Here is a 19,744-nt window from a genome sequence, read left to right as displayed (position 1 = left end):
AAGGAGGTAATTATCAATGAAAGAACAATTAGAGGCTCTACAGGCTGATGCGTTGCAAAGAATTGCCGCAACGGAGACAATTCGAGAATTACAAGATATTAAAGTTGCGTATCTAGGGAAAAAGGGATCCTTAACGGGAGTTCTTCGCGGAATGGGCAAGCTTTCGAAGGAAGAGCGTCCAGTTGTCGGGGAAATTGCTAACCATGTAAGAACTGCAATCACAACGGCACTTGAAGAAAAAACAGAAAAGCTAGAACAAGCGGAACTGGAGAAACAACTTGAAGAAGAGACAATTGATGTTACATTACCTGGCCGTCCAGTGAAGGTAGGTGGCCCTCACTTATTAACGAATATCGTTCAAGAGATTGAGGATTTGTTTATTGGCATGGGCTACGAAGTAAGAGAAGGCCCGGAAGTCGAGACAGACTACTTTAATTTTGAAGCATTGAATTTACCGAAGAACCACCCAGCGCGTGATATGCAGGATTCGTTCTATATTACGAATGAATTATTGCTTCGTACCCATACATCACCAGTTCAAGCACGTACGATGCAGGAATATAACGGTGAAAAGCCTTTTAAAATGATTTGTCCTGGAAAAGTGTACCGCCGGGACACAGATGATGCAACACACTCTCATCAATTTACACAAATTGAAGGGCTTTATGTAGACAAAAATGTGCGCATGAGTGATTTAAAAGGTACGTTGGATAAATTCGCTAAGAAAATGTTTGGTGAAGACCGTGAAATCCGTTTGCGTCCTAGTTTTTTCCCGTTTACAGAGCCTTCCGTAGAGATGGATATTTCTTGTAAGGTGTGTGATGGAAAAGGATGCAGTGTGTGCAAAGGTACTGGATGGATTGAGATTCTTGGTGGAGGAATGGTTCACCCTAAAGTACTTGAAATGGGCGGATATGACCCAGAAGTATACAGCGGATTTGCATTTGGAATGGGACCTGAACGAATTGCCATGCTGAAGTACGGTGTGAATGATATCCGGAACTTCTATGCAAATGATATCCGATTCTTAAAACAGTACCATAAAGCATAAGTGAGATCACGAAGGAGGTAAAACAATTGTTAGTATCATATAACTGGTTAAAAAAATACGTTGATTTAGGAAATTTAACGCCTGAAGAGCTTGCCGCAAAAATTACGAAGTCAGGGATTGAAGTAGAGGGTGTCGAATATGTGGCAGAAAAGAGTACCAATGTTGTAGTCGGCTATGTAGAGTCATGTGAAAAACATCCCGATGCAGATAAGTTGAACCTATGCCAAGTTGATGTAGGTGAAGAGAAATTACAAATTATTTGTGGAGCACCGAATGTGGCACAAGGTCAAAAGGTTGCTGTAGCAAAGCCGGGAGCAGTTCTTCCAGGTAATTTCAAAATAAAAAAAGTGAAGCTTCGTGGAATTGAATCGAATGGTATGATTTGTTCCTTAAAAGAGCTGGGTATCGAAGAAAAATATATCCCAACCGATATTGCAGATGGTATATTTGTATTTCCAGAAGAGGCAACAGTCGGAGAACCTGTTGATGAGCTGCTCAACTTAAATGACGCTGTCCTTGAATTGGATGTTTTAGCAAATCGTGCAGATGCTTTAAGCATGCTTGGTATTGCATATGAGGTTGCAGCAATACTTGATCAGCCGGTAAAACTGCCGGATGAGGCAGTTCAAGTGGAAGAATCAGCAACAGTAGCTAATTATGTTTCCGTTGAAGTCGAAGCAGCAGAATTAAATCCCTATTACGGGGCATTTATGATAAAGGATGTGGAAATCAAACCATCTCCATTATGGATGAGAAATTACTTAATGGCAGCTGGCATTCGTCCAATTAATAATGTTGTTGACATTACAAATTATGTACTCCTCGAATATGGCCAGCCATTACATGCGTTTGATTATGATAGATTTGGCTCTGAAAAAATTGTTGTACGCCGGGCGAAACATGATGAGACTCTAACAACATTGGACGGACAAGAGCGAATATTAACTGACGAGAATCTTGTAATCACAAATGGTAAGGAACCTGTAGCATTAGCTGGTGTTATGGGCGGATTGGATTCAGAGGTTGCGAGTGAGACAACGAATGTTTTACTGGAAGCTGCTTATTTTGATGCCATTACAGTTAGAAAGACGGTAAAACAAACTGGTCTGCGCAGTGAGTCCAGTACCAGGTTTGAAAAAGGAGTCGATCCAAACCGTGTCCGTAAAGCAGGAGCTCGTGCATGCTTACTGCTGCAGCAATATGCTGGTGGTAAAGTAATAGCTGGGACTGCTGAATTTGATAGGTTAGACCGAACAGAAAAAGTCGTCGAAATTGATACACCACATATTAACAATCGACTAGGAACAGAAATGACAACGGATGATATTGCTTCTATCCTTAAGCGACTGCAATTTGACTATAAGCAAGATGACGATCATTTCACGGTTCACGTACCTACTCGTCGTGGTGATATTACACTATTTGAAGATATGCTTGAAGAGGTTGCTCGAATTTACGGGTACGATAATCTTCCATTTACATTGCCAGAAGGTGCTGGACAGTCTGGAGGCTTGACCGTAAGACAGCAATTAAAGCGCCGGGTTAAAAACTTTGTTCAAGGTGCAGGTTTAATGGAAACATTAACCTATTCTTTAACAAATGAGCGGGATGTAAAACGTCTAATCAGCCCAGAGGTTGCAAGTTCAGCTGCGTCACCTGTTGCTTTGGCAATGCCAATGAGCGAGGATCACAAATATCTTCGTCTTAGTATTTTACCGGAACTATTAAACGTTCTATCCTATAACCGCGCCCGTAGTCAAGTAAACCTTGGCTATTATGAAATGGGAAGTATTTTTATTTCGGGACAAAATGAACTATCAGAACAGCCAGATGAACAACTTCGTATCTCCGGAGCTCTAACTGGCATATGGTCGGAGCAAGCTTGGCAGCAAGAGAAAAAAGAGGTTGATTTTTATGTTGTGAAAGGAATTGTTGAAGGATTATTTGATTTTCTGCAAATCCCAGTGACATATAGTCAAACCAAGGTGACTGATATGCATCCAGGAAGATGTGCGGTAGTAAAAGTTGCTGATAAAACTGTTGGGTTCATTGGTCAGCTGCACCCAACACTTCAAAAACAACTTGACTTAAAAGAAACGTATGTATTTGATTTAAATCTGGAAGAAGTCTTTGCGGCATATGATGCTGTACCATCCTTTACTGCAATTCCGAAGTATCCTTCCATTGCTAGGGACATTGCGTTTATTTTAGACAAGAATGTACATGCTGGAGACGTGAAAAAGGTTATTGAGGAAGTTGGCGCACCACTTGTTAATCGTGTAGATATCTTTGACCTGTATCAAGGTGACAACTTGGAAAAAGGTAAGAAATCCATAGCGTACAGCCTACTTTATCAACATCCAGAAAAAACGTTGAAGGATGAGGAAGTAGAAGAATCTTACCAAAAAATAATCGCAGCCGTTAACGAAAAATTCAACGCCTATGTAAGATCTTAAACAGATAAAAGGCTTTCCTGCTACTCGTTGTAGTGGGAAAGCTTTTTTCAGGTTTAAATAAAAACAAGCACCGGGAAGTATCAAAGCGATCGTTGCTGCTCCAACACGCTACCCAACCAACTCAAAACACGCTACAAAAAATAGAGCATACCAGACAGCACTGGAATGCTCCAATTCATTATACTACACCAATACATGCAGTAATTATCAATCGTTATAATTCTTTTTAGGTGGTAATTCCCAACTAATTTCATCCAGTCCGTTTTCTTGCAAGATAGCGTTCGTTTTTGAAAACGGCTTGCTCCCGAAAAAGCCCCTATGTGCAGATAATGGACTAGGGTGTGGTGCACGAATAATGTAATGCTTGTTTGTATCGATTAGTTTTGTTTTACTTTGTGCTGCACTTCCCCAAAGGATATAAATAACAGGATCTTTTTTTGTGTTTAACACATCAATTACACGGTCAGTGAACGTCTCCCATCCCTTGCCTCGGTGTGAGTGGGCTTCGCCAGACCTCACAGTTAGAACTGTATTTAAAAGAAGTACCCCTTGCATTGCCCATTCAACCAGATAACCGTGTGCAGGGGGTGGCAGCCCAAGATCAGCGTGTAATTCCTTGAATATATTACGTAATGATGGTGGAATTTTCACCTCAGGCTGTACAGAAAAACTAAGCCCGTGGGCTTGATTTGGCCCGTGATACGGATCTTGTCCAAGAATCACAACTTTTACCTGACTAAACGGGGTGTAATGTAATGCATTAAAAATATTTTGCATCTTTGGGTAAATCGTATGTGTTTCATATTCTGTTTTCAAAAATGCTCGTAATTGCAGATAATATGGTTTTTGGAACTCACTTGCAAGTAAGGGTTCCCAGTCGTTTTGTAAAATGTTTTGCTTCATTATAAAACCCTTCCTATATAAGTCTATAAATAACGCTGAGCTTTTTTTGTGTTGGCAAAATGTGTCTTGGCGTATTTATCTAATATGGCAGCACCTTTTGTATTGATAACCTTTGCGATTGTTTGATCCACTTTAGCAGAGGCTCCTTTAGGAAGCGGGATACCAATGGCCTCAGAAAGCTTATCCATTTCTTTCACAAAGCTTGTTCTGGCAATAATAGATGCTGTAGCAACGGCGATTGAATGGCTTTCGGCTTTTGTAATAAAATATGTCTTTTCCGGCAGCTGTTGTTGTTCTGTGCCGATATGTCTACTATAGACAGCTGGTTCACAAAATTGGTCAATCAGGATGCCATCAAGTTCAACCTTACCAATTTTATTTAATAAATTTGTAATTGCGTGATGGTGAAGCATGGCCTTCATTTTTCCTTGTGACCAGCCTTTTTTCTGTAGCCTATTGTACTTTTCATTATGTAAAACAAGCAACGAGTATGGAATTTGAAGCTTGACGATATCCTTTGCTAATTTAGAAATAATCGGATCTGTAAGGTTTTTCGAGTCCTTTACTCCAAGCTCTTTTAGAGTGGCAAACTGACTTTTGTTCACATATGCTGCAGCAACGGTTATTGGACCGAAATAGTCACCAGTTCCAGCTTCATCCGAACCAATGTGACTACTTGTAAATAAGCTGGTATCCGGCGTATATCGTGTTTTGATTTGATTTTGGCTCGTCTTTTTTACTGTTTTAGTTGCTGAGGTACTCGAGCTTGTCTGCCATTTTCCTGCCTCTAATTCAGGTGCACTCCCTTGGAATAGAACCTTGCCAGATTTATAGGCTGTTATGACAGCAGCGCTTGTTTTCGCACGAAAGACAGCTCCAGGTGGGGTTTGTGTCAAAGCGCTTTTATAATGTAATTTCATTTCATTTATTGTATCTATTGGTAATACATGTACCTCTTGTCCCATCTACATCTCTCCAATCCTTGCATATATTGACTATAGCAAAATAGCTTTCATAATGAAATACTTCTTTTTAAAAGTACTTCGTGTTAATATTAAGTGAAGAATTTTTTGTTTGCAGGAGGTAACACCACATGGACGAGGGCGAAAAGCAACGTATTACAGTTGATATATATAATAGAACATATACAATAGTGGGACCAGAGTCAGAAAGTCATGTTCGATTAGTCGCAGGTCTTGTCGATCAGAAAATGAAAGAGCTGCATGAAATGAACCGGCAATTAGATACAACAAGATTAGCAGTCTTAACTGCTGTAAATACAATGAATGATTACCAAAAACTGAAAGAAGATTACGCAACCTTATTGGGGTCGCTTAGAAAGAAAGAGGATAAGTAAGTTATGTTAGACTTTATATTATTCATTATGTTGCTTTTCGGGTTTTTCATGGGCCTGAAAAGAGGATTTATATTACAATTACTCCACTTAACTGGATATATTATCGCATTTATTGTGGCAGTGAAGTATTATGATGTATTAGGTCCAAAGCTATCACTTTGGATTCCATATCCAGAACTGTCGGAGGAAAGTGCATGGGCAGTCTTTCTGCAGTCGTTACCACTTGAGACAGCTTTTTATAATGCAATTGCGTTTGCGATTATCTTTTTCGCGGTTAAAATTGCATTGCAAATCATAGCTTCCATGCTCGACTTTGTAGCATCCATACCCATTATTAAATCCGTTAATAAAATTCTAGGCTCCGTTCTGGGGTTTTTAGAAGTATATTTAATTATATTCATCTTGCTGTATATTCTGGCATTAACACCAGTTGAGACAATCCAGAATTGGATTAGCAACTCTTCAATAGCAGTTTTCATTATTGAGAAAACACCTTATTTCTCAGAAAAGCTATTGGAGCTTTGGTTTACCTATACAGGTGGGGAAGCAAGTTAAATTTAAATCGTTATGATTTGATTACCGGAGACTGATTCATCGTATTAGGGATACGCTTGTAAGTTCGGAGCAGGTGGTATGAACTAAATAGAATCAGTCTTTTTTTAGAGGTTGCAGTTTTATATGAATACTTATGGAATAGGTGATAGTTGTGGCAATTAATAAAAAAGATGTTATTCAATTATTAGAGAGAATAGCCATTTACTTGGAGCTAAAAGGAGAAAATCCATTTAAAATATCGGCATATCGAAAGGCAGCTCAAGGCTTAGAACAAGATGATCGGTCATTAGCTGACATTGAGGATTTTACAAAAATCAAAGGAATTGGTAAAGGTACAAGCAATGTCATTGTAGAATTTATTGAGCAGGGTGAATCTCAAGCTTTGAAGGAACTAGCTGAGCAAGTACCGCCTGGATTAATTCCGCTACTAAATCTGCCAGGCCTTGGTGGCAAAAAATTGTCTAAGCTTTATCAAGAGCTTGGAGTTATTGATGCGGATACATTAAAAGAGGCTTGTCTAAGCGGGAAAGTAGAAAATCTTGCAGGATTTGGCAAAAAGTCAGCGGAGAAAATTGTCGCTGCATTAGAGGAGTCAGGGAAACGTCCAGAAAGACTGCCAATAGCGATCATGCTTCCATTAGCAGAGAGAATTGAAGCATATTTAACTGAAATTGAAGAAATTGAATCCTTTTCACGGGCTGGAAGTCTTCGCAGAATGCGGGAAACAATAAAGGACCTTGATTTCATCATTGCAACTTCCAATCCATCCGCTGTAAGAGAGGCACTACTTGTCATCCCGAATTTAAAGGAAGTCATCGCTAAAGGAGATACAAAGGTATCGGTAACATTGGAGGATGTGTATGATATCAATGTCGATTTCAGGTTAGTTTCAAAGACAGAGTTTGCAACGACCTTGCATCACTTTACTGGCTCAAAAGATCATAATGTTGCATTAAGACAGCTTGCTAAATCAAGAGGAGAGAAAATTAGCGAATATGGAGTAGAAGTAGAGGAAACAAACGAAGTACGGACATTTTCAAATGAAGCAGAGTTCTTCCGTTATTTTGGACTCCAATTTATTCCGCCAGAGGTAAGAGAGAACACGGGGGAAGTGGAAGCATTTAAAGAAGAAAAAAGATTGATTGAGCTTGCTGATATAAAAGGCGATTTACATATGCATACAACCTGGAGCGATGGTGCGCAATCACTGGAAGAAATGGCGAGCCATGTTCGTGCCATGGGGTATGCCTATATGGCAATTACCGATCATTCCAAATACCTCCGCGTAGCAAATGGGCTAGATGAATCGCGCTTGCGCAAGCAGAGAGAGGAAATTGCAGCTTTAAATGAAAAGTGGACAGATTTTCATATTTTCGCAGGGGTAGAAATGGATATTCTACCAGATGGCTCACTTGACTTCTCTGATGCGTTTCTTCGTGAAATGGATTATGTAATTGGTGCCATTCATTCTAGCTTCAACCAATCACAAGAAAAAATAATGAAGCGACTATATTCAGCATTAGAAAATCCATATGTATCATTGATCGCCCACCCTACTGGCAGGCTCATTGGAAGACGAGCAGGTTACAATGTTAATGTAGAGAAATTGATTGAGAAGGCAAAAGAAACAAATACAGCATTAGAAATCAATGCCAATCCGAACAGACTTGATTTATCTGCTGATTGGGTGCGTAAAGCTCAGGAAACGGGTGTAACAATCGCAATCAACACAGACGCTCATAGCTACCAAATGCTCGACCATATGGCATACGGAGTAGGAGTAGCTAGAAGAGGATGGCTTGAGAAGGATACCGTTATGAACACGTGGTCTAAAAAGAAACTCATGGATTATTTTAATCGTAATAAATAAAGGAATTTTGAAAAATCCTTTTAAAATGACAAGTAGGAATCAGTTCAGCTAACAGCGGCTCCGTTCTGTGGTCAATTTCGAAAACAGCGCGTCTTGTGGTTACCGGGCGCGGAGAGCTAAGCTGATTGAACTCATCGGTTCTTTTTGAACATGTGATATTTAAATAAGAAGCCTATTTAAAGGAGTAATTAAGCATGAACGAACGAATTCTCCGTGTACTCGAATTTAAAAAAATAATAGAAAATCTATCCATGCACGCAGCTACAACATTAGGAAAGGATTTTGTATCTAAGTTAAAGCCTGCGACAGAATTAAAACAGGTTATCGAGCTGCAGAATGAAACAGACGAAGCGAGCCAAATTGCTCGTTTAAACAGAACTATTCCGTTAGGGGGCGTCACAGATATTCGCCCTAGCTTGAAACGAAGTGCCATCGGTGGTGTGCTTTCAACACATGAATGTCTTGATGTTGCCAATACGATTTATGGTGGAAGGCAGGTAAAGTTGTTTTTTGATCAACTCGAGCTTGAAGAAGAAATACCAATTCTTGAAGGATTGGTGGAACGAATAACACCACTTCGTGAACTGGAGATGGAGATAAAAAATTGTATTGATGACCGCGGCCACGTAATAGACAGCGCATCAGCAAGCTTACGCAGTATTAGAAGCTCTATCCGGACGTTTGAGAATCGGATTCGAGAAAGATTAGAGAGCTACACAAGAAATAATAGCAGTATGCTTTCTGATGCAATTATAACGATCCGAAATGATCGCTATGTGCTCCCAGTTAAACAAGAATATAGAGGGGTAATTGGTGGGATTGTTCATGATCAGTCGTCATCAGGTCAAACCTTGTTTATGGAGCCTAAAGCTATTGTAGACTTAAATAATCAATTGCATGGAGTGATTACAAAGGAAAAACAGGAAATAGATCGGATTTTAAAAGAATTAAGCCAATCCATTGCAGTAGAAGAACATGATTTGGACCAAAATGTCATGCTGCTTGGTCAAATTGATTTCATATCTGCACGTGCTAAATTAGGTCAAGAAATGAAAGCAGCCCGACCAAAAATGAATGACCGAGGGTTCATTCAAATGAAGCAAGCAAGACATCCATTAATTCCAATTGATGAAGTGGTTGCTAATGATGTGGAAATTGGAAAAACGTATACCTCGATTGTAATAACAGGTCCGAATACAGGAGGAAAGACCGTTACACTGAAAATGGTGGGTCTTTGTACATTAATGGCGCAGTCCGGTTTACAAGTTCCCGCACTAGATGGCTGCGAGCTCGGAGTGTTCAAGGAAGTGTTTGCTGATATTGGGGACGAACAATCGATTGAACAAAATTTAAGTACATTTTCTTCACACATGACAAATATAGTAGAAATCATTAAGGAAGTAAATGATCATTCACTTGTGCTTTTTGATGAGCTTGGTTCAGGCACAGATCCACAGGAAGGTGCTGCACTAGCAATGGCCATTCTTGATGAAGTTGTTTCTCGCAATGCACGGGTAATTGCAACAACACATTATCCAGAGTTAAAGGCATATGGATACAATCGCAGCAATGTTGTGAACGCATCGGTTGAATTCAATGTCGAAACCTTGCAGCCTACCTACCGGTTGCTTATCGGAGTGCCTGGTCGAAGTAATGCATTTGAAATATCGAACCGATTAGGCTTGAATAATCATATAATTGAAAGAGCTAAAGGACTTGTAGGTGTTGATTCGAAAAGCGTTGAAACAATGATCGCTTCATTGGAAAAATCGCATTTAGAGGCGGAACGGGATTATGAAAAAGCACATGCAGTATTACTTGAAAGTGAGAAATTACGTGAAGACATCACAAAAGAATGGAAGCAATTAGAGCAAAAGAAGGAAGAGCTGTATAAAAAAGCTGAAGAAAAGGCAGAAAAAGCCCTGACGAAAGCTCGAGAAGAGGCGGAACGAATTGTAAACGAAATACGTCAAATGAAAACAAATGTCTCACTAAAGGAGCATGAGTGGATTGAGGCTAAGAAAATGCTTGAGGAAGCTCAGCCACATTTGACCCAAAAGCAAAATAGACAGCCAGACAAAAAAGCTGCTGAACAAAGAGTACTTCAACCTGGTGATGAAATTAAGTTGCTAACTGTAAATCAGAAAGGTGAAGTTTTAGAAAAAGTAAATGATAATGAATTTTTAGTGCAGGTCGGAATCATGAAGGTTAAAGTGAAACGACATGAATTACAGTTTCTTGGTAAACCAAAGCAAACAATGGAAAAACCAATAGCAACGATAAAAGGATCGAATTATCATGTAAGTACAGAGCTGGATTTGCGTGGGGAACGCTATGAGGATGCCTTACTGAAACTAGAGAAATATATTGATGATGTTTTGTTAGCTGGCTATCCAAAAGCCTATATTATTCATGGTAAAGGTACCGGTGCTTTAAGAAAAGGAGTACAGGAATTCGTGAAGCGACATTCTCAAATTAAGAATGCGCAGCCAGGAGGAAGTGGCGAAGGTGGCAGTGGTGTAACTGTTCTTGAATTTTAATAAGCGGATACCTGTGCTTGTTACTATTTTAGTTAGGAAAGTATCTTACTTTCCTAACTGCATCTACAATTGATGCGTTGCTAAATGGTATGGCAAATTTCTAGAGAAGTAGGAGAGGTCGACTGTTATGGAAGGATTTTGGGAACATATCATCGTAGTTACAGCAGCCCGCTACAGTGTATTTGTCTTATGTACACTTGTCTTCTTAGCAATTTTTGAACTTGTAACATCTTATAAAAATTGGGAAGAAATAAGAAAAGGCAATCTTGCTGTTGCGATGGCAACGGGAGGAAAGCTATTTGGGATTGCAACGATTTTTCGCTATTCAATTGAACATAATGATTCTCTTTTGCAGTCAGTTGGATGGGGTGTTTTTGGTTTTGTTTTATTATTAATGGGTTATCTCATGTTTGAATTTCTTACCCCGCTTATGAAAGTAGATGAGGAAATCGGGAATGGAAATAAGGCTGTTGGCTTCATTTCCATGATTATATCCGCGGGATTAGCATTTGTAATCGGAGCCAGCATTGGATAAAGAGAGGGGAGATCAACAGTGGTATTAGATCGTTTAGCAAAAATATTAATTGTTGTGGCAGTGATTTTTGTAGTAGTAGGTATATTTTACTTAATATAAGTGGTTATTATATGACCAGCTTCTTATTCACTCCTCTTTTATTTTGTTACATAATAAAAAATCAAAAATTAATTAAAAAGATTTCAAAAAATAGAAATTAATCGGTATAATGGTTATAGTATATTATAAAGGGGAGTGAAAAATGAAACCTAACCGAAAATGGTATGAACATTACCCGTCTGAAATACCTACGTCACTGAAGTATGAGAAAAAAGCCTTACATGTATACTTGGAAGAAAGTGCAAAAGCGTACAAAGAAAAGAAAGCGCTTTATTTTATGGGGAAGGAACTTTCCTATCATGAATTGTTTTTGAAATCAAAGCAAATGGCGAATTATTTACAGTCTCTAGGAGTGAGGAAGGGGGATAAAGTAGCTATAATGTTACCGAACTGTCCGCAGGCTGTTATAAGCTATTATGGTATTCTGATGGCGGGCGGAACGGTGGTTCAGACAAATCCACTGTATACAGAACGTGAATTGGAATATCAGCTAAATGATTCCGGCACTTCGGTAATTGTTTGTTTAGATATCTTGCTTCCTCGAGTTACAAAAGTAAAAGGAAACACAGAATTAAAACATACAATTGTTACAGGAATTAAAGATTACTTGCCATTTCCGAAAAACCTGATTTATCCGTTTATCCAGAAACGAGAGTATAACATGGTTGTTAAAGTAGAACAAAGTATAGATACGCATGTATGGCAATTAATGATGGAAAAGACACCGGCGGAATATTTGGAGCCTGAAATAGATCCAGTTGAGGACTTAGCATTATTACAATATACAGGCGGTACAACTGGTCATCCAAAAGGTGTTATGCTTACCCATTATAACCTTACATCGAATGTCGAGATGTGTGAAAGCTGGTTATATAAAACAGAGAATGGAAGAGAAATTGTGATGGGTGTGCTTCCGTTTTTCCATGTATATGGAATGACCACCGTCATGAATCTCTCGATTAAGCAAGGTTCAAAAATGATTCTCATGCCAAAATTCAATGCATTAGACGTACTTAAAGCAATTGATAAACAAAGGCCGACCTTATTTCCCGGTGCGCCGACCATCTATGTTGCTTTACTGAACCATCCAGATTTGAAGAAATATGATCTTTCATCGATTAAAGCATGTATTAGCGGCTCAGCTCCATTACCAACTGAGGTTCAGGAACAGTTCGAGAAAATAACGAATGGGAAATTAGTTGAAGGCTATGGATTAACAGAATCGTCACCAGTAACACACGCGAACTTTGTCTGGGAAAACCGAGTGAATGGTAGTATCGGTGTACCATGGCCAGACACAGATTGTAAGATTTTTAAGATGGATGCAATCGATGAAGAAGCAGAAGTTGGGGAAGTTGGAGAGATTGCGGTAAAAGGGCCGCAGATCATGAAAGGTTACTGGAATAACGAAGAAGAGACGAATAATGTATTAAAAAACGGATGGTTATTTACAGGTGATTTAGGTTATATGAATGAACAAGGCTACTTTTATATTGTTGATCGGAAAAAGGATATGATTATTGCAGGGGGATATAATATTTATCCACGTGAAGTAGAAGAGGTTCTTTATGATCATGAAGGCATTCAGGAAGCGGTGGTAGCTGGTATACCAGATGCTTATCGTGGAGAAACAGTCAAGGCCTATATTGTTCTTAAGCAAGATTACAGTATCACTGAAGATGCGTTAAACGAATATTGCAGAAAGCATCTCGCAGCATACAAGGTTCCGAGAATATATGAATTCCGCAAAGAACTACCTAAAACTGCAGTTGGTAAGATATTAAGAAGGAAGTTAGTTGACGAAGAGGTAGCCAGACAGACAGAAGAGTCTGTAACATCTATTTGAGCCTTGTGCTCTTCTTTCTTTATTTGATTATGGACAAGGTATATTATTGACAGAATAGTCTGTAGCAGTTAAAATGAAATTATGAATGACTATTCACTCAGTTTGCAAAGTGAAACACATCTTAGGAGAAGACGCATGAAAAATAACAAACCCAAATATAACCAAATTATAGAAGCGGCAGTAAAAGTCATTGCAGAGAACGGCTATCATGGATCGCAAGTATCTAAAATTGCTAAAGCAGCTGGTGTTGCGGATGGTACAATCTATCTTTATTTTAAGAACAAAGAAGATGTGCTTGTATCTGTTTTTGAAGAGAAGATGGGTGAATTTATTAAGCAAATCGAAGAATCAACCAATCAAAAGCAAAATGCAAATGAGAAATTATTTACACTAATTAAAATGCATTTTGAACAGCTTTCTGCCGATTATCATTTAGCGATTGTTACCCAGCTGGAACTAAGACAATCCAATTACGACCTTCGCATTCAAATCAATAATGTTTTAAAGCGATATTTAACTGTATTGGATAATATCCTGAAAGAAGGAATACAGCAACAACTATTTCGTGATGATCTAACGATTCCATTGGTACGCCAGATGATTTTTGGTACTTTAGATGAAATCGTAACGAATTGGGTTATGAATGAGCAAAAATATGACCTGAATAAACAAGTTCCAGCTGTTCATGACTTGTTAATGAAAGGGCTTTCGGTAGATTGAATCGAATCAGATTAAATCTAAGTATATAGAAGGAGGATATATTTAAATTGACGATGATTATGTATGAAGTTGAAGGAAATGTAGCGTATTTAACCATTAAAAGTCCACCCGCAAATGCATTATCACGGGGTCTTCTAAAAGACCTAAGTGAACAGCTTAACCGAATCGAACAAGAAAATCGTGTAAAAGCTGTTGTGTTAAAAGGGGATGGTAGGTTTTTCTCCGCGGGAGCTGATATTAAGGAATTTACCGATTTACAGAACGCATCCGATTATGCATCACTTGCAACAAATGGTCAGCGTGTCTTCAGTCGAATGGAACAGTTCCCTGTACCGATTATTGCTGCTATTCATGGTGCTGCATTAGGTGGAGGGTTAGAACTGGCAATGGCTTGCCATATCCGTATCGTAACAGAAAATACGAAACTTGGGTTACCTGAAGTGAACCTTGGAATTATACCTGGTTTTGCAGGTACACAGCGATTGCCTAGATATGTAGGTGCAGCAAAAGCATATGAAATGATACTTACTGGTGAACCAATTAGTGGAAGTCAGGCAGCTGCATGGGGTCTCGCGAATAGCGTTGTCGCTGAAGAAGAGCTTTTAAGTGAAGCTACGAAACTAGCAAACAAGATTGCGGCTAAAAGTAAACCAGCTATTCAGCATATCATGCATCTTGTTTCCGTAGCTAAAACAGAGGCATTTTCCAAAGGGGAAGAAGAAGAAGCTAATGCTTTTTCGCAAGTTTTTGGAAATGAGGATGCGCGAGAAGGGATTCAAGCATTTTTAGAAAAGCGTCAAGCTGATTTTAAAGATAAATAAGATAATATTTAAATTGATTAGGAGGATACTAGATGAATATTTACGTACTTTTAAAGAAGACCTTCGATACTGAAGAAAAAATTAGTGTAGCTGGCGGAACAATTGAAGATGAAGGTGCTGAATTCATTATTAACCCTTACGATGAGTATGCGGTTGAAGAGGCAATTACACAGCGTGATGCTCATGGAGGGGAAGTAACTGTTGTGACAGTCGGAGATGAAGACTCTGAAAAACAGTTACGCACAGCCTTAGCGATGGGAGCAGACAAAGCAGTACTAATTAATACAGAAGAAGACTTGGATGAAGGAGATTCTTTTACAACTGTTAAAATTTTAGAGGCGTACTTTGAAGATAAAGAAGTAGATTTAATTTTAGCAGGAAACGTGGCAATTGATGAAGCAAGTGGACAGGTTGGACCACGACTAGCTGAATTACTTGGGTTTCCATATGTTACAACCATTACTAATTTGGATATCAAAGATGAAACAGTTACGATTGAAAAAGATGTAGAGGGTGATGTAGAGATTATTGAAACAAGCTTGCCTTTATTAGTAACTTGTCAGCAAGGCTTAAACGAACCTCGCTATCCATCACTTCCAGGAATTATGAAAGCAAAGAAAAAGCCGTTGGAAGAGCTTGAAATTGATGATTTAGATTTAGATGAAGAAGATGTGGAAGCGAAAACGAAAACAATCGATATCTATTTACCACCTGAAAAGGAAGCTGGAAGAGTACTAGAAGGCGAAATCTCAGATCAAGTTAGTGAATTAGTTTCCTTACTTAAAAACGAAAAGAAAGTGTTGTAAAGAAAAAATAACGAGTTTAAAAACGATAAAATGGACCGAGGTCTGCTAAATTTGAAACGTCATTGGACTGAGATTACTCAGCCCGATTTACACTGGACGTGATGACTTCGACGTTTAACAGGGACGTATCGGTTCTTAGTCGAAGATCTCTTGTGTAGATGTGTTAATTTACAGGACTTTTTGAACAACTTCCTTTAAGGATGAAAGGAGAAATGACATGAGTGATAAATATATAGTAATTAGTGAAGTGAGAGATGGAGAATTGCGTCATGTATCATTTGAAGCAATTGCGGCAGCGAAAGAAATTAATGCTGATGCTGAAATCGTTGGTGTAGTTGTTGGTGATGGAAGTTTGGAAAGTTTGGCAAAAGAACTTATTTATTATGGTGCAGATCGAGTAATAAGTGTTTCTCATGAAAAACTGAAAACGTATACATCTGAAGGCTATGGGCAGTCGATAATGGCAATTATTAATGATGAAAATCCAGCCGGTATCATTATGGGGCATACTTCGATTGGGAAGGATTTATCACCGAAATTAGCGAGCAAATTAGAGACAGGACTTATTTCAGATGCTGTTGCAATTGAAAAGGACGATGATCAGCCTGTATTTATTCGTCCAATTTATTCAGGGAAAGCTTTTGAAAAGAAGATTATTACAAACGGAATTACTTTTGTGACGATTCGACCGAATAATATTTCCGCATTAGAAAAAGATGAATCCCGTTCAGGAGATATAGAGACAAAAAACGTTGATATAGCAGATATCCGAACCATCGTAAAAGATGTCGTTCGTAAAGCTTCTAAGGGAGTAGACTTATCAGAAGCAAATGTAATTATTGCTGGCGGCCGGGGTGTTAAAAGCGAAGATGGATTTAAGCCATTATATGAGCTTGCAGAGGTGTTAGGTGGAGCAGTCGGTGCATCACGTGGGGCCTGTGATGCAGAGTATTGTGATTACGCTTTACAAATTGGGCAGACTGGAAAGGTTGTAACACCAGATCTCTATATTGCAGTTGGAATTTCAGGCGCTATCCAGCATCTAGCCGGGATGTCTAACTCCAAAGTAATTGTAGCAATTAACAAAGATCCAGAAGCAAATATCTTCAATATTGCTGACTATGGAATTGTTGGTGATCTATTTGAAGTTATTCCGTTACTGATTGAGGAATTTAAGAAAGTGAAATAATCAATTGGATCTGGTGATAATATTCATCAGGTCCCTATTTTTTATCACGTATTAAGAGGCTGTAATACCCCCCATTTCTATACGTAGCGGAATCCAAAAGTAGTGAAAGAGGGAGGAAACAATCCGTAAATCCCTAATGAATGAAGTTTCACGTTATAATATGAAGCAAACTATTAGGAAGTATATACATCAGGTGATATACTCATAATAAGATTTATTCAATCTTGAGTTTTTATTAGGAGGTATATAATAATGGCAATTAAAAATGTATCAGATCAGAACTTCGCACAAGAAACTTCTAAGGGGCTTGTTTTAGCTGACTTTTGGGCACCATGGTGTGGACCGTGTAAAATGATCGCTCCAGTTCTGGAAGAAATAGATGGAGAAATGGAAGAAAAAGTACAAATCGTTAAGCTTGATGTGGACGAAAACCAAGAGACTGCTGGTAAATTCGGTGTAATGAGTATCCCTACACTATTACTGTTCAAAGATGGCAACGTAGTGGACCAAGTAGTAGGTTTCCAACCAAAAGAAGCTTTAGTAGACTTAATTAACAAACACGCGTAAAACGTGTATAATGAAATTAGAACAAATCCCTTGTTACGAATGTGACAAGGGATTTGTTCTAAAGAAAAAGGGGATACTTAAAGGATTTGAATGCAGATGAATGAGACAATAAAGGGTAAATTGGCTATATTGCCAGCACAGCCGGGTTGTTATTTGATGAAGGATAGGCATGGAATCATTATTTATGTTGGAAAGTCAAAGATGTTGAAAAATCGTGTTCGCTCTTATTTCAGAGGTGCGAATGACCAGAAAACACAACGTCTTGTACAAGAAATAGAGGATTTTGAGTACTTTGTAACTTCTTCTGAGATCGAAGCACTTATACTAGAGATGAACTTGATTAAAAAATATGACCCAAAATATAATGTGATGCTAAAGGATGATAAATCTTATCCATATTTGAAAATCACATCGGAAAGACATCCGCGCTTGCTCATTACACGTAAAGTTAAAAAGGATAAAGGCAAGTATTTCGGACCGTATCCAAATGTTTTGGCAGCAAGAGAAACAAAGAAATTACTGGATCGACTTTATCCGTTAAGAAAATGTAATAACCCACCAGGACGCCCTTGTTTATATTATCATATGCACCAATGCAAGGCGTGCAGCGAGAACCCCCCGTCAAAAGAGGAATATCAGTCCATTGTTCAAGAAATTGCTTCCTTTCTGCAAGGGGGATACAAAGAAATTAAATCAAACATAATGGCGAAGATGTATGAGGCTAGTGAACAGCTTCAGTTTGAACGTGCAAAGGAACTGCGTGATCAAATTCAGCATATTGAAGTCGTAATGGAACAACAGAAAATGACAATGAATGATCAAGTTGATCGAGATGTTTTTGGATACAGCTATAACAAAGGCTGGATGTGCATTCAAGTATTTTTTGTGAGACAAGGAAAGCTGCTTGAAAGAGATGTGACGATTTTCCCATTCTTTGATGAACATGAGGAGACCTTCATTAGCTTTGTTGGTAGATTTTATCTACATGAAAACCATTTAAAACCAAAGCAAATACTAGTGCCTATTGGTACACAAGATGAACTACTGCATAAGCTACTTGAAATCGACGTGCATACCCCATTGCGTGGAAGAAAAAAAGAACTGGTGCAGCTAGCTATGAAAAATGCAGAAATTGCGCTAGAGGAAAAATTTCTATTAATTGAACAGGATGAAGAAAGAACGATTCAGGCGGTTGAGAAGTTAGGGGAGAGACTTCACATTGAAACGCCGCGTCGTATTGAAGCTTTTGATAATTCCAATATTCAAGGGACAGATCCAGTATCAGCGATGATCGTGTTTGAAGATGGAAAACCAAATAAAAAAGCGTATCGCAAATATAAAATTAGAGATGTAAAAGGTCCAGACGATTATGAAACAATGCGAGAAGTAATCCGAAGAAGGTATACAAGAGTACTGAAAGAAAACCTGCCACTGCCCGATTTGGTAATTGTTGACGGTGGAAAGGGTCAAATGTCAGCAGCTCTGGATGTACTGGAAAATGAGCTTGGTCTTGATATACCGCTTGCAGGACTAGCTAAGGATGATAAGCATAAAACAAGTGAGTTGCTTTACGGAGATCCTCCAATTATGGTACCGCTGGAACGTCAATCTCAGGAATTTTACCTTGTGCAGCGTATTCAAGATGAAGTGCACCGGTTTGCTATCACATTCCATCGCCAGCTTCGTGGTAAAAACTTATTCCAATCGGAGCTAGATAAAATACCTGGAGTTGGAGAGAAGCGAAGAAAGTTATTGCTAACGCATTTTAAATCGGTGAATGAAATTCGGAACGCGAAAATAATGGATATTACAAAACTTGGCATACCTAGCAACATAGCAGAAATCGTAATTAGTCACTTGAATAAAGAAGATTAAAAGAAAGGCAGGAGCATGTTTCGTAAATGCTCCTGCCTTTCTTTGTGGATCCACACAATGCTGGTAAAATTATATTTTATGTAGTCTAGTTCGTTATAAAAACAGAAAATTCAATTTGGTGAATACGTTTGTTAATCTCTTCCACACATTCGCACTCAATTCCTTCTACTTGTTGAATGGCTTCTGCCAAAAATCCAGCTTCAAAGCGAAAGTCCACATTGAAAGGTGCATTTAACCGTAAAACAACGGAGTCGGATAGTAAGTGGAATACAAATACTTTTTTATTTTGTTTCATGAGATCCAATGTTCCCCAGCCAAGCTTGTCGAACAAGTATACAATGTCATCAAGTGTCGTTATTTCAAACTTACGTGCGAGATTTCTTCCCATAAAATATAGTATTGGTTCTGTATCTTGTCCAAGTAAATCAGGTAAGCTTACATATCTTAGGATGTCGTAGCCAGCCCCTGGTGTGTTTAATTCTTCAAGATGTGACAAATTTAATGGTTGATGCTTGTTTGACATCCTTTTCATCCTTTCCAACAAATCCAAAATA

17 protein-coding genes are annotated in these 19,744 nt (G+C 38.6%); 14 read left to right on the top strand and 3 right to left on the bottom strand.

Translation table 11 applies throughout. From position 1 onward, the window contains the following. Positions 1–16 precede the first annotated feature (16 nt). Positions 17–1,051 carry a phenylalanine--tRNA ligase subunit alpha gene (pheS, locus tag NYE61_RS04050; RefSeq protein ID WP_095307264.1) on the top strand — a complete coding sequence of 345 codons (1,035 nt, stop codon included), beginning with the start codon at positions 17–19 and terminating at the stop codon, positions 1,049–1,051. Positions 1,052–1,077: 26 nt separating this feature from the next. Further along, entirely contained in the window at positions 1,078–3,507 is a 2,430-nt protein-coding gene (pheT, locus tag NYE61_RS04045; RefSeq protein ID WP_303447388.1) for a phenylalanine--tRNA ligase subunit beta, read from the top strand. A 207-nt stretch (positions 3,508–3,714) separates the two neighbouring features. Here pheT and NYE61_RS04040 read toward each other — a convergent pair whose 3' ends face one another. Together NYE61_RS04040 and rnhC are read right to left on the bottom strand one after the other, a co-directional pair. Continuing rightward, positions 3,715–4,410, bottom strand: coding sequence for a uracil-DNA glycosylase (locus NYE61_RS04040; protein ID WP_303447387.1), 696 nt, complete (start codon positions 4,408–4,410; stop codon positions 3,715–3,717). A 23-nt stretch (positions 4,411–4,433) separates the two neighbouring features. Further along, positions 4,434–5,375, bottom strand: a complete 942-nt coding sequence (rnhC, locus tag NYE61_RS04035) for a ribonuclease HIII (protein WP_095307260.1) — start codon at positions 5,373–5,375, stop codon at positions 4,434–4,436. A 128-nt stretch (positions 5,376–5,503) separates the two neighbouring features. Between rnhC and zapA the strand changes: the two genes are divergently transcribed. The 12 genes from zapA (at position 5,504) to uvrC (ending at position 19,190) form a co-directional block, all read left to right on the top strand. Then, complete coding sequence (zapA, locus tag NYE61_RS04030; RefSeq protein ID WP_095307258.1) at positions 5,504–5,767, top strand: cell division protein ZapA; 264 nt, start codon at positions 5,504–5,506, stop codon at positions 5,765–5,767. A gap of 3 nt (positions 5,768–5,770) precedes the next feature. Then, entirely contained in the window at positions 5,771–6,322 is a 552-nt protein-coding gene (locus tag NYE61_RS04025) for a CvpA family protein (RefSeq protein WP_251661400.1), read from the top strand. 151 nt (positions 6,323–6,473) lie between these two features. Continuing rightward, on the top strand, positions 6,474–8,192 hold the full coding sequence (gene polX / locus NYE61_RS04020; RefSeq protein ID WP_095307256.1) for a DNA polymerase/3'-5' exonuclease PolX: 1,719 nt from the start codon (positions 6,474–6,476) through the stop codon (positions 8,190–8,192). Between the two features lie 194 nt (positions 8,193–8,386). Beyond that, the gene (locus NYE61_RS04015; protein ID WP_303447384.1) at positions 8,387–10,732 is read left to right on the top strand and encodes an endonuclease MutS2; all 2,346 of its coding nucleotides are present in this window, start codon (positions 8,387–8,389) and stop codon (positions 10,730–10,732) included. 127 nt (positions 10,733–10,859) lie between these two features. Then, a complete protein-coding gene (locus tag NYE61_RS04010; protein WP_095307254.1) occupies positions 10,860–11,267 on the top strand; it encodes a DUF350 domain-containing protein in 408 nt (135 codons plus the stop codon). A 241-nt stretch (positions 11,268–11,508) separates the two neighbouring features. Then, positions 11,509–13,212: an AMP-binding protein gene (locus NYE61_RS04005; RefSeq protein ID WP_251661404.1), complete on the top strand. Its 1,704-nt coding sequence runs from the start codon at positions 11,509–11,511 to the stop codon at positions 13,210–13,212. A gap of 135 nt (positions 13,213–13,347) precedes the next feature. Then, entirely contained in the window at positions 13,348–13,932 is a 585-nt protein-coding gene (locus NYE61_RS04000; RefSeq protein ID WP_095307249.1) for a TetR/AcrR family transcriptional regulator, read from the top strand. A 47-nt stretch (positions 13,933–13,979) separates the two neighbouring features. Next, the gene (locus NYE61_RS03995; RefSeq protein WP_251661406.1) at positions 13,980–14,753 is read left to right on the top strand and encodes an enoyl-CoA hydratase; all 774 of its coding nucleotides are present in this window, start codon (positions 13,980–13,982) and stop codon (positions 14,751–14,753) included. A 32-nt stretch (positions 14,754–14,785) separates the two neighbouring features. Continuing rightward, entirely contained in the window at positions 14,786–15,559 is a 774-nt protein-coding gene (locus NYE61_RS03990; RefSeq protein WP_095307246.1) for an electron transfer flavoprotein subunit beta/FixA family protein, read from the top strand. Between the two features lie 217 nt (positions 15,560–15,776). Then, positions 15,777–16,748 (top strand): electron transfer flavoprotein subunit alpha/FixB family protein, encoded by a 972-nt coding sequence (locus tag NYE61_RS03985; RefSeq protein WP_095307245.1) that lies wholly within the window; start codon positions 15,777–15,779, stop codon positions 16,746–16,748. A gap of 252 nt (positions 16,749–17,000) precedes the next feature. Then, positions 17,001–17,315 (top strand): thioredoxin, encoded by a 315-nt coding sequence (trxA, locus tag NYE61_RS03980; protein WP_095307243.1) that lies wholly within the window; start codon positions 17,001–17,003, stop codon positions 17,313–17,315. A 96-nt stretch (positions 17,316–17,411) separates the two neighbouring features. Continuing rightward, positions 17,412–19,190, top strand: coding sequence for an excinuclease ABC subunit UvrC (gene uvrC, locus NYE61_RS03975; RefSeq protein ID WP_095307242.1), 1,779 nt, complete (start codon positions 17,412–17,414; stop codon positions 19,188–19,190). Positions 19,191–19,275: 85 nt separating this feature from the next. Here the strand turns inward: uvrC and NYE61_RS03970 are convergent, their stop codons facing one another. Then, on the bottom strand, positions 19,276–19,713 hold the full coding sequence (locus NYE61_RS03970) for a YslB family protein (RefSeq protein ID WP_095307241.1): 438 nt from the start codon (positions 19,711–19,713) through the stop codon (positions 19,276–19,278). Positions 19,714–19,744: the final 31 nt, after the last annotated feature.

This window comes from Oceanobacillus sp. FSL W7-1304 (genome assembly GCF_037969805.1).
In the GTDB taxonomy this organism is placed as follows: Bacteria; Bacillota; Bacilli; order Bacillales; family Amphibacillaceae; genus Oceanobacillus; species Oceanobacillus profundus.
The sequence above is the reverse complement of the archived record's forward strand: the minus strand, read 5'-3'. Positions and strand labels throughout refer to the sequence as shown.